The organism is Phenylobacterium sp., from assembly GCF_036264965.1.
Classification (GTDB): Bacteria; Pseudomonadota; Alphaproteobacteria; order Caulobacterales; family Caulobacteraceae; genus Phenylobacterium.
The window spans coordinates 1-15,099 of the sequence record NZ_DATAPY010000013.1; the positions used below are offsets into that span (position 1 = coordinate 1).

Consider the following 15,099-nt stretch of genomic DNA (forward strand, 5'->3'; position numbering starts at 1 on the left):
CGTAACTGCGCCAGGCTTCCTGCGCGCGGGGCGCGGCGGGGGCCGGGGCTGGACGGCTGAAGACCGTGGCGAGGAGCGAGGAGAAGAGCCGGCTGGTCGCGTCGGCGACGCCTTGGCGGCCGAGGCTGGGTGGCTGCTGCAAGGTGAGGGACGGCTCCATATCCGTGCATGCCGCAATTGCGCCTGCGCGGAAATCGACATATTCACGAGATGATGTTCGATAATCTCACATCCACATCCCTGCCCTCTCTGAATGCGCTCCGCGCTTTCGAGGCTATGGCGCGCACCGGCCGCGCCACCCTCGCCGCCGAGGAGTTGAACGTCACCCACAGCGCCGTCAGCCGGCAGGTGAAGGCGCTGGAGGCCTCGCTCGGCGTGCGCCTGTTCCAGGGGCCCAAACACCGCCTGGCGCTCACCCCGGCCGGCCAGGCCCTGCTTCCGGCGCTCAGCCACGCCTTCGACGAGATCGCCTCAGCGGTGCGGCACCTGAAAAGCGACGGCGAGGACCTGCACCTGGCGGTCAACGCCAGCGTCTCGGTGAAATGGCTGATCCCGCGCCTGGGCGACTTCGCGGAGCGCCACCCGGAGATCCGCCTGCATCTGGAGGAACTGCCGTCGCAGGCGACGTCGCATCGGGGGGCGCAAGCTGTGGTCCGCATCGCCCAGGCCGCGCGCCTGGCTGACCCACTCGTCACGCCCTTCATTCAGAACTACACGGGCCCGGTGATGACCCCGGCCTTGGCCGAGCGCTTCGCCGCCGTTCCGCTGTCGGCGCCGCGCCTCGCCGCCCAGAGCCACCCGCAAGGCTGGGCCATCTGGGCCGAGCTGGCCGGGATCGAGCTCGCGCCCGCGCCGGAACAGCCCTTCGCCCACGTCCACTATGCGCTGGACGCCGCCCTGGCGGGCCTGGGCGTCGCCATCATCTCCTGGCCTCTGGTCGCCGAGGAGATCGCCGAGGGCCGACTGGTCGCCCCACTTGGTTTTCGCCGCGCTGAGAGCGCCTTCGCCCTCCTGGCCGCGCCGGGCAGCGAGAGCCGGGCCCTGACCGTCTTTCGCCGCTGGCTAATCGAACAGGGTGCGCGGACTGCTGCTCCGCCGCCGGGTCACTGAAATCGGCAGGGTGACGACCTTAGATGGTCAGCGAGGTTCGGCGGTCTCGACATCGACCTCAGGGTCCGGGGCCGGATCGATCGAAGTAAGGAAGGCGAGCAAATCACCGCTCTCATCTTCGCTCGCCGCGATCTTGAGCGCGCAATAGGCGCGGCCCAGTGGCAGCTCCAGAACAAAGCCACGAAGTTCATCACCGGGCGCGAGATCAAGGACGCGTTCGAAAATCTGAATATACAGGCGGACTTGCCGCTGAAGGTTTCGCTTCGTGTTAAGCGCGAGCTTCGACTTGGCGCCCAGCGAGGAAGCGATGCGCCCACCATGGGCGAAGAGTCGAGCGAAGCTGGTCCGGTCGCCCGCGACGTATTCCAGCTCTCGCTGGGCGAGCTTGCCCGGCCGGCCGTCGCAGTATTCGCTGACGACCAACCGCGCATTGACCGCTATGCGTCTCGAAAGGTCTTCAAGATCCGGCCGCGCCAGTTCGAAGGCGCTGAGCAGTTCGGTGCTCTGCGCCTGACGGGCCTGAGCAAAGGCGCCTGCGGCGATGAAGAACAGCGCCGCAGCGCCCGCTGTTGCGCCCAGGAGGGTCGCGCCATTCGCAGCGAGCCAGTCTTCTCGCGACGACGCGGCCTTCCAGGCAGCGAAGAGGACAGCCAGCAGAACGATACAGATCGCGCCCCACAGTGGCCAATCGCGCAACGGACGACCACGCCGCCCCGAAAGGGATGTAGGAAGGGGGATGGCGACTGGTACTCGCTCCACGATTTCGCCTCCATGCGGGCTCAGCCCTTGAAGCCCGTCGCTACCAGATAAAGTTCCGATGAGTCCGACCGGCTGGCCTTGGGCTTGACGGTCTTCACGTCGGCGAAGTGGCGTTTCAGGGTGCCGATCACCTCAGCGGTCTCGCCGCCCTGGAAGGCCTTGGCGACGAAGGCGCCGCCGGGCTTCAGCACGTCGAGGGCGAAATCGACGCCGGCTTCGATCAGGCCGACGATCCGCAGGTGGTCGGTCTGGCGGTGGCCGACGGTGTTCGGCGCGATGTCAGACATCACGAGGTCCGGCGCCCCGCCCAGCAGGCGGATGAGTTCGGGGCCGCAGGCCGGGTCGGTGAAGTCCATCTCCAGGATGACAGCCGGCGGCAGCGGATCGACGGGCAAGAGGTCGACGCCCACGATGTGGGTCACGCCGCGCTCCAGGGCCACCTGGGTCCAGCCGCCGGGGGCCGCACCCAGGTCGACGACCCGCGCGCCTGGCTTCAGCAGGCGCAGCTTGTCGTCGAGCTCGGTCAGCTTGTAGGCCGCGCGGCTGCGATAGCCGTGGGCGCGGGCCTTGGCGGCGAAGGGGTCGTTGATCTGGCGCGACAGCCAGGCCTGCTGCGAGGGCGTGCGCTTCCACGCGGTTTTCAGCCGTTCGGGCACGACTCGGCCGGCCTCGGTCCCGCCGGTGGGCGGCTTGACCATGCGTTTGCGGGGCGGCGGATCTTCGCTCATCGCGGGGGGCTCATTCGGCGGCCTCGGCGCGGCGGGGGCCGCGACGGCGACGGCGACGGTGACGACTACCACGGTCCGCCATCAGCGAGAGCAATATGCCTTCGCGCAGGCCGCGGTCGGCGACGCGGACGCGGCTGCACGGCCACAGCTCCTGCACGGCCTGCAGGATCGCCGCGCCCGCCAGCACCAGGTCCGACCGGTCCGGCCCGATGCACGGCTGGGCGGCGCGCTCCGTGGCGTTCAGCGACAGCAGCCGTCCGGCGGCGGCCTCGCAATCGTCGCGGGTCATCCAGATGCCGTCGACGCGGTTGCGGTCATAGCGCGGCAGTTCCAGGTGCAGGCCCGCCAGGCTGGTGATCGCGCCGGAGGTGCCGATCAGGTGCGCGCGGTCGGCGTCGAACACCTCGCGCAGGCCGTCAGCGCGACGGAAGGCGGCGATCTCGGTCTTCACGGTCTCGACCATGGCGCGGAACCAGGCCTCGGTGGCGGTCTCGCCCTCCGGGAACTTCTCCGCCAGCGTCACCACCCCGATCGGCACGGACAGCCAGGCCCTCAACGGCGGCATGCCGGTGGGCGGCGCGCCCTTGAGATCCACCCAGGACAGTTCCGTCGAGCCGCCGCCCACATCGACCACCAGGGCCGCGTCCGTGCTGCGGTCGATCAGGTTGAGGCATCCCGCGACCGAAAGTCGCGCCTCCTCCTGCGGCGGGATGATCTGCAGGCGCAGGCCGGTCTCGGCGAACACCTCGTCGATGAAGGCCTGGCCGTTCTCCGCCATGCGGCAGGCCTGGGTGGCGATGGCGCGCAGGCGCAGCACGCGGCGGCGGCGCAGCTTCTCGGCGCTGACCTTCAGCGCCACCATGGCCCTCTCCATCGCGGCCTCGGAGAGCCGCCCGGACGCGCCCAGGCCCTCGCCGAGGCGGACGATTCGCGAATAGGCCTCGATGACCCGGAAGCCGCTTGGCCCCTGCGGCGTCGCGATCAGCAGGCGGCAATTGTTGGTACCCAGGTCCAGCGCCCCATAGCAGGGGGGCTCGCCCGGAACTCTCTCCCGGCCACGCATCGTGGCTTCGGGCGCGCGCGGCGCCTCCGTCATGGACTGTTACCCGTCCTTCGCAGGCGCACCCCGGCGCGCCTCACTTCGCGTTGAGCTTAGCAAGCCCACTCGCCTCTCGGAAGGCTTGGCCTTGAACGGAGGGTTTTGAACGCTACGTTCACCTCCCGGTTAGGAGCCCCGCGGTAGATTCGTGGCCATGAATACGCAGAGCGCAAAATTCGCCATCGGGCAGGTCGTGCGTCACCGCGTCTATCCGTTCCGTGGCGTGATCTTCGACGTCGACCCCACCTTCTCGAACACCGAGGAGTACTGGCTGTCGATTCCCGAGAACATCCGGCCCCACAAGGACCAGCCGTTCTACCATCTCTTGGCCGAGAACGACGAAAGCTCCTACGTGGCCTACGTCTCGGAGCAGAACCTCCTGCCCGACGACACCGGCCAGCCGGTCGGCCATCCGCAGGCCGCAATGCTGTTCGAGTCGTTCCGCGAGGGCCAGTACAAGCTGCGCCCGCGGATCAGCCACTGATCAGCCACTAGGCTACAGCGAGCGCTCCACCGCCGGATCGAGCTTGTGGGCCTGCGCCTTGTCGGCCTCGCCGCCGGACGTGTCGCCCAGCGCCACCCGGATCTCGCCGCGGGCTTCCCAGGACATCGCGCTGCGGGGATCGGCCTTCAGGGCGGCGTCGTAGAACTCCCGCGCCAGCAGCAGATCGCCGAGCTGGCGATACGCGTCGCCCTTGGCGGCCAGGGTCATCGGGTCGCCCGGCGTGACCCGCAGGGCCGCGTTGAAATCCCGCAGCGCGCGGTCGTAGCGGTTGAGCTGCTTCCAGGCCATGCCGCGGTTGTAGAGCACCACGTCGTCGTTGGGGCTGGCCGCCAGCGCCTTGTCGAAGTCCTTGACCGCCAGCTCCGGCTTCAGTTGGGCGAGGTAGAAGCTGCCCCGCGCGTTCAGGGCCGCGCCGTCGTCGGGCCGGATCGACAGCGCCGCGTTGAAGTCCTCCAGGGCGGCGAGCGCCTTCTTGTTCTTGCCCTCCGCGACCCAGCTGTGGCCGCGCGCGGTCAGGGCCTCGACATCCTTCGAGTTCTGGCTGAGCGCGCGATTGAAATCCTTGCGCCCCTCGTCGAACCGGCCCTGGCGAACCAGCAGCTGGCCGTGATCGATCAGGGCGCGGTGGGTGTCGCCCGGCCCACGCAGGCCGCGCTCGTACTCGGCCATGGCGCCGGCGTCGTCGCCAAGCGACTCCAGGGTCTCGCCGAGCATGGCGTGCAGGTCCGGATTGTTCGGCTGGGTGCGAAGCTGGGCGCGGTAAGAGTCTGCGGCCTTGGTCAGCTCCTCCCGCGTCGCGGCCTGCGCTGCGCCGGCGAGGCCCAGCGCAAAGGCGCAGGCGACGGCCAAGGTGCGCGCGCCGCTCATTTCGCCCCCGTCGACTTGTAGGCGTCGCCGATCATGGCGGTCTTCAGCTCGTCGGCCGACAGCGGCCGCGGCGAATTGACCGGCGCCAACGGCCCCCAGCCGGACCAATCCCGGGCGAAGGCCGCGCGCACGGTCGCCGGCCGGGTGTCCTCCATCAGGACATCGAAGGCCCGCAGCCCCTCGCGCGGCGCGAGCTGCGGCATGCCGTCCAGCGTCCGGTCGAGCACCTTCGCGGCGCGATCGTGCGAAGGGTCGGCGTTGCCGGCGATGGACCCGCGCACCGAGGCGCGCACCTGCTCCAACCCCGCATCGGTCTCGTCCTCGGTGGGCCCTTCGGCGGTGAAGCGGCGGATCTCCGCCTCGATCATGCCCACGGCGCGGATCTCCTGGCCGGGCAGAGGAATGATCCCGACACAGCTCTTCAGCGAATCCGGCCGTATGTCGTCACTGATCGTGGCCTCGAGGAACGGCGCGTCCTTGCGCGACCTCAGCACATTGATCCGCTGCTGCAGGATCGCCTCCCAGAGGCCGCGCAGCAGGAGCGCGTGCAGCCGTTCGTCCGGCGAGCCGCCGGCCTCCGGCGCCGCAACTCGGCAGATGCCCGCAATGGCCGGCAGCTTGCCTTCGCTCAGCACCAGGGCGTCGGCGCCTCGGGGCGTCGACGGCGGTGCGCGGGGCGCGCGCACGCCCGCCGAGCCGCGCGGCGCCCAGTCGCCAAACACCGCCTTCACCTTCTGCTCCAGCACGTCGGGCGGAAGGTCGCCGACCAGCACCACCGAGGCGTTGTCCGGCCGATACCAGCGGTCATAGAAGCCCTGCAGCCGCGCCGGCGTCATCGCCGCCAGGCTCTCCGGCGTCCCCAGAGGCGTCGAGCGCGCGCCGGAGCGCAGGTCGCCGTCCTCGAAGGCGTCCATCTTGCCCCGCAACACCCGCAGCACGTCGGACGCCCGCGCCCGGCGCTCAGCCTCCATGGCGGCGCGCTCGCGGGCGATCGCCGCGTCCTTGAAGCTGAGACCGTCGGCCACGTCACGCAGCCACTTGGTGGCCACATCCAGGCCGCTGGCGTCAGTGGACGGAAGATCCAGCTGATAGACGGTCTGTTTCAGGTCGCTCGACGCGTTGCGGTCATGGGCGAAGGTCACGTGCAGCGGCGCGAAGATCAGGTCGAGCTGATGCTCCGGGAACGAGCGGCTGCCGTCGAAGGCCAGGTGTTCGATCAGGTGCGCCCCGCCGCGCTCGTCGTCCGCCTCGTCGTAGCTGCCGACGCCGATCCCCAGCCGCAGCGACATGGCGCCCTTCGGCAGGCTGCTGCGCTGGACCGCATAGCGCAGGCCATTGGGCAGCACGCCGGTGCGAATCGACGGGTCCCAGCGCAGCAGCGCGGGATCGGCGGCCACGCCCAGCGCGGCCGGCGGCTGGGCCAACGCGGGGCCCGTCGCGAGCCACGCCAGGGCGAACACGCCCGCCAGAAAGGAACTTCGTCTCAGCAATCCGACCCCACAAGACCCGTGGCTTAGTCTGGAAGGTCCGACGGTGGCAATTGCGAGGCGCGCAGCGGCCGGCAAGTGGGCGATTTATGCGCCACGCCCACGGTCCTGAGACGATCTTTCCGCGGCGCCCCGTCCTGGCGGCCAACTCAGAACGGAACTTCCCGCCGAAAGCGGCCATTCTGCCGCTATGAGCGCAGACGGCTTCACCAATGGCCCGCCCGCCGAGGCGCGGCCCGACTGGACCATCGACCAGGGCTGGCCCGACTATACCGCGGCCGAGCACCAGATCTGGATCACCCTCTATGAGCGGCAGACCGCCTTGTTGCCGGGCCGAGCCGCCGAACCGTTCCTGAGGGGCCTTGAGGCCCTCGACTTGCACCGCTCCGGCATCCCCGATTTCGCGCGGATCAACGTCGAATTGAACCGCCTGACCGGCTGGAGCGTGGTCGCCGTGCCGGGCCTAGTGCCCGACGAGGTGTTCTTCGACCATCTGGCCAACCGCCGCTTCCCGGCGGGGCAGTTCATCCGCAAGCCGGACGAGCTGGACTACCTGCAGGAGCCGGACATCTTCCACGACGTGTTCGGCCATGTGCCGATGCTCACCGACCCGGTGTTCGCCGACTACATGGCCGCCTACGGCCGCGGCGGGCAGCGGGCGACGCAGCGCGGCCAGCTCGCCAACCTGGCGCGGCTCTACTGGTACACGGTGGAGTTCGGCCTGCTGCAGACGCCCCAGGGCGCGCGGATCTACGGCGCCGGCATCGTCTCCAGCCACGCGGAATCGATCTTCGCGCTCGACAATCCCTCGCCAAATCGCCTGGGCTTCGATCTGGAGCGGGTAATGCGCACGCCCTACCGTATCGACGACTTCCAGCAGGTCTACTTCGTGATCCCTTCGCTGCAGGCCCTGCTCGACGCCACACTCCAGGATTTCGGCGCAATCTATGATCGTCTGGAGCAGGCCCGCGACATCCCCATCGCCGAGATTCTGCCGACCGACGAAGTCCTCACCCGCGGCACCCAGGACTACGCGGCGGCGCGCGCGGCTCAGTAGTCGCGCCGCCAGCGGACGGCGAGGCGTCCGGCGCCCTGGCCGCCGACCCGGCTGACGATCGACAGATTGCGCTTCACCCGCCACTCGACCTGCGCCGCGCCGCCGTCGCGACCACCCCCGGTCAATTCAAGATAAACGTTATCTGTCAGATACTTGCCGCCAGATATGCTCATGGCGCCTGAGGTCGCGTCGCCGCCGCCCAGCGCCAGCCGGTCGAGGCCGGCGAAAGTCCGCAGATTGCCGATCACGTCCAACCCGCCGCCGCCCGCCAAGGAGCTCAGCGCCGAGGCCAACTGCGCGGCCTCCAGCGGCGAGAGCTGCGAGGCGGTACGCCCAAACAGCACCTGGCTCAGCACCTCGTCGTTGGGCAGGCTGGGCGTCGAGGTCAGGCTGATCTCCGGCCGCGCCGCGGTGCCGCGGATGCGCACGGATGCGGTCAGCGTCGGGTCATCGCGAGTTGCTGTGAGGTCGAGGCGCACCTGCTCGGCCCGGGTCGACAGATAGACCACGCTGGAGGAATCGAACTCGAATCGCTTGCCGGCGAAGTCGTAGTCGCCGCGCACGACCCGCGCCGTGCCGCTGAGGTCCGGGTGGTTGGTGGTGCCGCGCACATGGGCGTCCAGCGACAGCTCGGTGTCCAGACCGTGGCCCTTCAGGAAGACCCCGCGCGGCGCCTTCAGGGTGACGTCCAGCGCCCAGCCGTCCCCGGTCAGACTGGTAGGCGGCAGGGCGGCCGGCAGGTCGTCGGGGCGGTGTTTCTCCACGACGTCCATCACCACCACGCCGGACGGCGTCGGCAGACGCGCGGCGACATCTGCCCGGTCGATCGTCAGCGCGCCGGAGAGCCGCACCTTGCCGTCCGCCGCGCGGTCGATCGTCGCGCGGCCGGTGGCCGAGGCCGTGGCCATGTCGTTGTCGATCAGTCGGAAGCCCTTCAGGTCCAGACGCAGGCTCGACGCCCCCTCGCGCGCGAGACTGATCACGCCGGTCCCGGCCACAGAGCCGCCGCGCCCGTCAACGCCGGTGGCCTGGGTGACGCTGACGGAATCGCGGGCGAAGTCAGCCTTCAGCGCCACGTTGCGCAGCGACAGCCCGGTGGCGCCGTCATCGAAGCGTCCGTCGGCAACGCTGATCTGGCCCGTGGCGTTGGGACGACTGAGCGTCCCGCCTACGGTTCCCTCGGCGATTACTTTGCCCGCCAGGCTCCGCTCGCCGCCCACCAGCAGGTCCCATAGCGGGCGCACTTCGCCCTGGGCGGCGAAGCGGCCATGGATCGGTTGCTGGCTGGCGATCGCAATGCGGAAAGGCGCCGCAGACGCCTCGGTGGGCAACACGACGGCGCCGTTGGCGCTGAGGCCCTGGGCGTTCTGCGCGGTCATGTCGAGCGACAGGGCTCCGTCGGCCAGCTTGCCGTGGATGGCGCCGTCGATCCCCGAAGCCGCCGCCGTGCCGCGGCCGCGCGCGCCGGCCAACTTGGCCTCCAGCGTCCCATCGAGCCGCGGGCCACGGCCCTGCAGGGTCAAGGTGGCGTCCGTGCGCCCAGCCAAATCCTCGTCCAGCAGGCCGAGCGTCAGGCCGCTCACCTGGGCGCGCACATCCGTCCCGGCCTCGGTCAATCGTCCGTCGAGGTCGATCCGGCCGCCGTCGGAGGTCGCGAGCTTCATCCGCGCGCTCTGCTCCGGGCCGCCGAACCGGACCTGAGTCGTCTCCAGCGTGCGCAGTTCGCGGCCGGCCACCTTCGCCTGCCCGTCGAACGTCGCCGTATAGCCCGGCTTGGCGTCGGAGAAGACGCCCCGGCCGTTCAGCCCCCAAGGCCCGCCGTCCGAGGCGCCCGTCAATTGGGTCTGGTAGGGCAGCCGCGCGAGAGGGCCGTCGGCGGTAAGCTTTCCGGTGCGGACGGTCACCGTGGACTGCGCCAGGCGGACGTTCTCGGCCGTCAGGTTCGCGGCGGCGTGCGCCCCGCCTGCCGCGTCGGCAATCCGCACGGTTCCGGCGATCTTGCCGGCGGCCAGGAAGGCGCCCTGCGTCACCGCCAGGTCCAGGTTGGCGGCCGAGGGCGCGTTGTTGCGCAGCGACAGCGATCCCGACGCCTTCACTCCGCCGGCGTCCACCGACAGCGCCGTCAGATCGAGTCCGCCCTCCGGGAAACGGAAATCCGAGCGCGCGCGGGCCGGGCCGTAGTCGCTCGCCGCCGTCAGGGCGGCGCTGCCGCTCGATCCGTCCGGTTTGCGCAGGAAGCTGAGCGTCAGGTGGGCGTCCTTCAGCGGCAGGCGCGGCACGTCGATGGATGCCAGGTCGGCCTCTAGGTCGGCGCGCAGTTCCGCGAGCGTGCCGGCGATCGCGCCCGTTCCCTTGGCGTTGCCCGCAACCTCCGCCGGTCCGGCGCGGAACGGCCCTTCGGCGGTCCAATCGAGCTTGAACGTCAAGCCGCCGTCGGGCGCCAGGACGCCTGAGGTCGTGGCGTTGACCGCCGCGCCATCGAGACTGGCGGACGCCACCGTCAGCCGCCGGTCCAGCAGACTGGCCTGGACCTTGAGCCCGGGCTTGGGCCCCAGCAGCCGGTCGATCTCCGGATAGCCGCTGGCCAGCTTCTCGCCCTGGGCGTCAAGGCTGAAGGTCCAGGGCTGGCCCGCCTTGGCCTGGCCCGCCGACCAGCTGGCCTGGGCCGCACCCGTCGCCCCGGGGTGCGCCGCGGCCAGATTCGAGACCACCGCCTTGCCCTTGAACGTCAGGCCGCCCAACAGGCTGCGCCCGCCCGAGGCGTCCAACTTCAGCCCGGCTCCGGTGATCTGCAGATCACGCAGCAGCAGCCGCCCGTCCGCCAGTTTCGACCCGTCCAGACTGGCCTTGGGCGCTGCGCCCAGCACCGCGGCCACATAGCCCGCGCCATGTCCGCCGGCGCCGGCCAGCCGGGCCTTTACGTCCCACTGGCCTTCGGCCTCGGCGGCCTCGACCGGGCCCGCGACCTGGGTCAGGCCGTAGTCGCCCAGGTCAGCTTTCGCTAGCGATGCGGCGCCGGCGAACCGCCAGCTGGTCCTGGCCTTGACCGTCGCCTGGGTCAGCCGGCCCGCGACTCGCGCCGCGCCCATCGCCGGGCCGCCGGTAATCCGCGACAGGGCGGCCGTCTGCGCCGTCAGCGCCAGGCCCTGCGGTCCGATGCGGCGCTGGCCCACATCGCCCAGCCCCTGGACCCGCCCCGACAGGTTCTCTGAGGCCAGCCGGCCATCCAGGGCGAACAGATCCGCGCCAGCTTGGCGGCCTGCCAGCACGAAGCTGACGGAGGGCCCGAACCGCTCGGCGTACCGCGCCGTCAGCGACGAGGCCGTCAGCGAGATCACGCCGCGCGCGACGCCGCCATCCTTGGTCCAGGCGCCCTGCGCCCTCAACGGCCGCACGGCGCCGGAGCTCGCGGTGGCGGTGAACTGGCCCTCAGACCGCTTGCCGCTGGCCGCCACGCGGATGACGAAGGGCTGACGTGACGGCAGGCCCAGAGCGCCCGCCAGCGCGCCGCCCTGCGCCTCCTGGCCATCGACCAGCACCTTCAGCGGCCGCGTCTTCGCCAGGTCGTAGTCGAGGTTCAGGTGGTCGCCGGGATGCAGGACGCTGGCGGCGCGCAGGCTCCCGCGCTGGTCACCGTTGCGCTCGATATCCAGGTTCAACGCCAGGTCATAGACCCCGCGGTCGTAGCTGAACTGGGGGGTCATCTCGATGCGGGTATGGGCCTGGTCGATGTGGAACGACAACGGCAGGCCGTTGTCTTCGCCCTTCTCGGTCAAGGTCGGCCGGCGCAGGACCTTCAGGGTCTGGATCTCGATATGGCCGGCATGGAAGTCGCGTCTGAGGAGCGCGATGTAAGCCCATGTCATATGGACATTATCGGCCTCCAGCCACGGCCCGCCCTCGTCGCTGACCACCAGCTTGGCGACCCGCACGTTCCGCCAGATGTCGCCGCTCAGGCCCTCGATCTTCAGCCGTCCGAACCGGCCCACCTTCAGCCCGTCGGCGGCCGCCTCGATCAGCAGGCGCGCCTGCGGCAGCAGTACGCCGTAGCGCACGCCGACGATCGCCAGGGCGAGCAGCGCCGCGACCGCCAGGAGCGCGCCAAGGATCACCTCGGAAAGCCGCCTGCGCCGCCGCGCGGTGATGTCGCCCTGGGGGCTCAAAAGCTCTGCCCGATGCTGACGTAGATCTGCAACGGCGCCTCGCCTCGCCGGCTGGTCGCCGGCGTGGCCAGGTCGATGCGGATCGGCCCGAAGCCCAGATTGTAGCGCACCCCGAAACCCGCCCCGATGCTGAGGTCGCGGAAGCTCGGGAATTGGGCGGTCCCCACCGTGCCTGCGTCGATAAAGGCCACGACGCCCCATTTCTCGGTCAGCCGATGGCGCAATTCCAGCGAGGTTTCCATCAGCGACAGCCCGCCCTCCGGCGTGTTGTCGGAGAGCCGGGGCCCGACCTCCTGGAAGCCGAAGCCGCGCACCGACCCGCCGCCGCCAGCGTAGAAGCGCTGCGGCGCGGGAATATCGCCTACTGAGCCGTCGCTGATCGCCCCCATGTGCAGGCGCGCAGCCAGGACCGTGTCGCCGTTCACATCGAACGGGACATACCCGGAGACCTGCCCCTGCAGCTTGACGTAGGGCAGCACGCCATCGCCGGTCAGCAGCGTCGGCTCGACGCGGATGCTGACCCGCCAGCCCCGCCGGGGATTCAACGGGTCGTCGGAGCGGTCCAGGGCCATGTCCGCCAGCCCTGCCAGGGTGACCAGATCACGGCCCAGCGGCGTCAGGGTCTGCACCCCCAGCTCGGACGTACGGCTGACGTCGATCGAACCGCCCCAGGTGAAATAGGTGCCCGTCAGCCCGAAGGTGGCGTTGCGGCCCCAGCGGTGGGTGACGTCGGCGCTGGCCATGACGCCTTCCTGGTCATAGGCGGGCGTATTGGTCCGATAGACCGCGGTGCGCAGGGCCAGCGTCTGTTGCGGCGTCAACCAATGGGGCAGCGACAGATCGAGTTCGACGCGGCTGTCGAGATTGGACACCCGCCCAAGGACCGAAAAGGTATCGGCCCGCCCCAGCAGGCTGTAGCGCGTCCACTTGGCGTCCAGGCCGAGCCCGTCGGTGGTGTCATAGCTGGCGCCCAGCTCCAGCGTGCGCTTGTCGCGCTCGGCCAGGCTCACCACCACCGGCCGCAGGCCGTCGGGCGTGACGTCCGTGTCGGGCGCCAGCGAGACGGTGACCGATTCATAGACCCCGGTGTCCAGCAGCCGCCGCTCCAGCTCGGCCACCTGATCGGGGTCATAGGCCGCGCCGTGCCGCCAGGGCGCCAGGTTCTGCAGCCATTCAGGGTGGGTGCGCCCTTTCGTGGTCAGCTGGATCGAGTCCAGATGCACCAGCGAGCCGGGGGCGATCCGGTAGTCGGGGCTGACGGTCTTGTCGGCGTGATCGACCACCACCTCACGCGGCTGCGCCTTGGCGTCGGCATAGCCGCGCTTCTGCACCGCGGCCACGACGCGCCCCTCGGCGGCCACGACCTCGGCGGCCCGGCCGGGCTGTCCAGGGGTCAGGGCCAGCGCGCTCTGGGCCGCCGCCATCGACGCAGCATCCGGCATCGCCCCGATCCAGTCGATGTGGGCCGGGCCGAGCACGAACCGTGGGCCCGGCGTGATCTTCACCAGCGCCTTGGGGGCGTCGCCCTCGCCCACGTCCGGCTCGACGTCATAGGCGTAGTAGCCTTCCGACCGCAGGACTGCGATGGCGTCCTCGGCGGCCTCGCGAGCCCGGCGGCGCGCCTCGAACCGATTTTCGATGGGCCGATCCGCATCGCCGACCGCGCGCGTGACAGCCGCGCGCAGGTCCGGCGCGAGAGTTCCCTCGATCTGCGCCTTGGGTTCGGCCGCCCTGGCCGGGCACGCCAGCCCCTGCAGGCAAATGGCGGCCCCGGCGCCGACGGCGTAGACAAGCCGAGACAAGTTCTCGAATCCTCTCGCGCCCCGTCCCGGTGTAGCCGCGCCCCACCGGGCTGTCACCTGCGCCGCCCGACGGGCGCCCAAAGCCTGGGCAGTCGCTTTCGCAGGAGCCGTCTGCGGACGAATGGCCGCGCCCATCTTCCGGCGAGGGCTTAAGGGCCTTAAGGACTAGAGGTGGGAAAAGGGACGTCACGCGTGGAGTTGCAGGTCGCCAAGACCGAGGCCGCGGACCGGGCGCCGGCATCGACGGCCACGCCCCTGCCCTATGACGAGATGCGCGACGCCGCCGGCAACGTGCGACCGCACTATGCCGCCCTCGCCGAACGCATCGACACCCTGAGTTCCGACGAGCTGGCCGAACGGCAGAAGACCCTCGAGCGGTTCTTCCTGCTCCAGGGCATCACCTTCACGGTCTACGGGGCCGAAAGCTCCACCGAGCGGATCATCCCCACCGACCTGTTGCCCCGCATCATCGCGGCGGATGAGTGGAAGACCATCGACGCCGGCCTGACCCAGCGCCTGAAGGCGCTGAACATGTTCCTGGCCGACATCTATTCCGGCCAACAGATCCTGATGGACGGCGTGGTGCCCCGCGATCTGGTGCTGAACGCACCCTCCTACCGGCGGGAGATGCAGAACCTCTATGTGCCGCACCAGGCGTACGCCAACGTCTGCGGCTCCGACCTGATCCGCCAGCCGGACGGCAAGTTCGCCGTGCTGGAGGACAATCTGCGGGTGCCCTCGGGCGTCTCCTACATGCTGGCCAATCGGGAGGCGTCCAAGCGGGTCTTCCCCGGCACCTTCCGCGGCGCTGGCGTGCGGCCCATCGACCGCTATCCGGACCTGCTACTGACCACGCTGAAGTCCATGGCGGCCGACTGGCGGCCCAATCCACAGGTCGTGGTGCTGACCCCCGGCGTCTACAATTCCGCCTATTTCGAGCACGCCTATCTGGCGCGGCTGATGGGCGTGCCGTTGGTCGAGGGCCGTGATCTCGTGGTCCACGACAACATGGTCTACATGCGCACCACCACGGGCCTGCGGCGCATCGACATCATCTATCGCCGCGTCGACGACGATTTCATCGACCCGCTGACCTTCCGCAGGGATTCGGGCCTGGGTTCGGCCGGCCTCTTCAACGCCTACCGCGCCGGCAATGTGGTGATCTGCAATGCGCCGGGCACCGGCGTGGCCGACGACAAGGCGGTCTACGCCTTCGTGCCGGAGATCATCCGCTACTATCTGGGCGAGGACGCCATCCTGCCCAATATCGAAACCTTCCTCTGCCGCGAGCCGAGCCAGCTGAGCTATGTCCTAGCCAATCTGGACAAGCTGGTGGTCAAGGCGGTGGGTGCGTCAGGCGGCTACGGCATGCTGGTCGGGCCCCACGCCAGCCAGAGCGAGCGCGACGAGTTCGCCGAACGGCTCAAAGGCGATCCCGCCAACTATATCGCCCAGCCGACCATCCAGCTGTCCACGGCGCCCTGCCTGGTGGAGGGCGCCATCGAACCCCGCCACGTTGACC

General features: G+C 70.1%; 11 protein-coding genes. 4 read left to right on the plus strand and 7 right to left on the minus strand.

Annotated elements, in window-relative coordinates; genetic code table 11:
* Window positions 1-213 precede the first annotated feature (213 nt).
* On the plus strand, window positions 214-1,110 hold the full coding sequence (locus tag VHS75_RS01255; RefSeq protein WP_329636786.1) for a LysR family transcriptional regulator: 897 nt from the start codon (window positions 214-216) through the stop codon (window positions 1,108-1,110).
* 27 nt (window positions 1,111-1,137) lie between these two features.
* Here the strand turns inward: VHS75_RS01255 and VHS75_RS01260 are convergent, their stop codons facing one another.
* The 3 genes from VHS75_RS01260 to VHS75_RS01270 form a co-directional block, all read right to left on the minus strand.
* A complete protein-coding gene (locus VHS75_RS01260; protein WP_329636787.1) occupies window positions 1,138-1,806 on the minus strand; it encodes a hypothetical protein in 669 nt (222 codons plus the stop codon).
* Between the two features lie 83 nt (window positions 1,807-1,889).
* Window positions 1,890-2,597 (minus strand): RlmE family RNA methyltransferase, encoded by a 708-nt coding sequence (locus tag VHS75_RS01265; protein ID WP_329636788.1) that lies wholly within the window; start codon window positions 2,595-2,597, stop codon window positions 1,890-1,892.
* A gap of 10 nt (window positions 2,598-2,607) precedes the next feature.
* Window positions 2,608-3,693, minus strand: a complete 1,086-nt coding sequence (locus VHS75_RS01270; protein WP_329636789.1) for a Ppx/GppA phosphatase family protein — start codon at window positions 3,691-3,693, stop codon at window positions 2,608-2,610.
* Window positions 3,694-3,850: 157 nt separating this feature from the next.
* Between VHS75_RS01270 and hspQ the strand changes: the two genes are divergently transcribed.
* On the plus strand, window positions 3,851-4,180 hold the full coding sequence (gene hspQ / locus VHS75_RS01275; protein ID WP_329636790.1) for a heat shock protein HspQ: 330 nt from the start codon (window positions 3,851-3,853) through the stop codon (window positions 4,178-4,180).
* Window positions 4,181-4,192: 12 nt separating this feature from the next.
* On the opposite strand, the gene VHS75_RS01280 is transcribed toward hspQ, so the two are convergent.
* Together VHS75_RS01280 and VHS75_RS01285 are read right to left on the minus strand one after the other, a co-directional pair.
* Entirely contained in the window at window positions 4,193-5,068 is an 876-nt protein-coding gene (locus VHS75_RS01280; RefSeq protein WP_329636791.1) for a tetratricopeptide repeat protein, read from the minus strand.
* Window positions 5,065-6,558, minus strand: coding sequence for an insulinase family protein (locus tag VHS75_RS01285; RefSeq protein WP_329636792.1), 1,494 nt, complete (start codon window positions 6,556-6,558; stop codon window positions 5,065-5,067). The genes VHS75_RS01280 and VHS75_RS01285 overlap by 4 nt, the downstream gene beginning before the upstream one ends.
* A 187-nt stretch (window positions 6,559-6,745) precedes the next feature.
* Between VHS75_RS01285 and phhA the strand changes: the two genes are divergently transcribed.
* Window positions 6,746-7,612 (plus strand): phenylalanine 4-monooxygenase, encoded by an 867-nt coding sequence (phhA, locus tag VHS75_RS01290; RefSeq protein WP_329636793.1) that lies wholly within the window; start codon window positions 6,746-6,748, stop codon window positions 7,610-7,612.
* Here the strand turns inward: phhA and VHS75_RS01295 are convergent.
* Both VHS75_RS01295 and VHS75_RS01300 read right to left on the minus strand, forming a co-directional pair.
* On the minus strand, window positions 7,606-11,775 hold the full coding sequence (locus VHS75_RS01295) for a translocation/assembly module TamB domain-containing protein (protein WP_329636794.1): 4,170 nt from the start codon (window positions 11,773-11,775) through the stop codon (window positions 7,606-7,608). The two genes, phhA and VHS75_RS01295, sit on opposite strands and share 7 nt — an antisense overlap.
* Window positions 11,772-13,577, minus strand: coding sequence for an autotransporter assembly complex family protein (locus VHS75_RS01300; RefSeq protein WP_329636795.1), 1,806 nt, complete (start codon window positions 13,575-13,577; stop codon window positions 11,772-11,774). The genes VHS75_RS01295 and VHS75_RS01300 overlap by 4 nt, the downstream gene beginning before the upstream one ends.
* A gap of 270 nt (window positions 13,578-13,847) precedes the next feature.
* On the opposite strand from VHS75_RS01300, the gene VHS75_RS01305 reads away from it, so the two are divergent.
* Window positions 13,848-15,099, plus strand: a 1,252-nt coding sequence (locus tag VHS75_RS01305; protein ID WP_329636796.1) for a circularly permuted type 2 ATP-grasp protein, incomplete at its 3' end; no start/stop codon positions are given.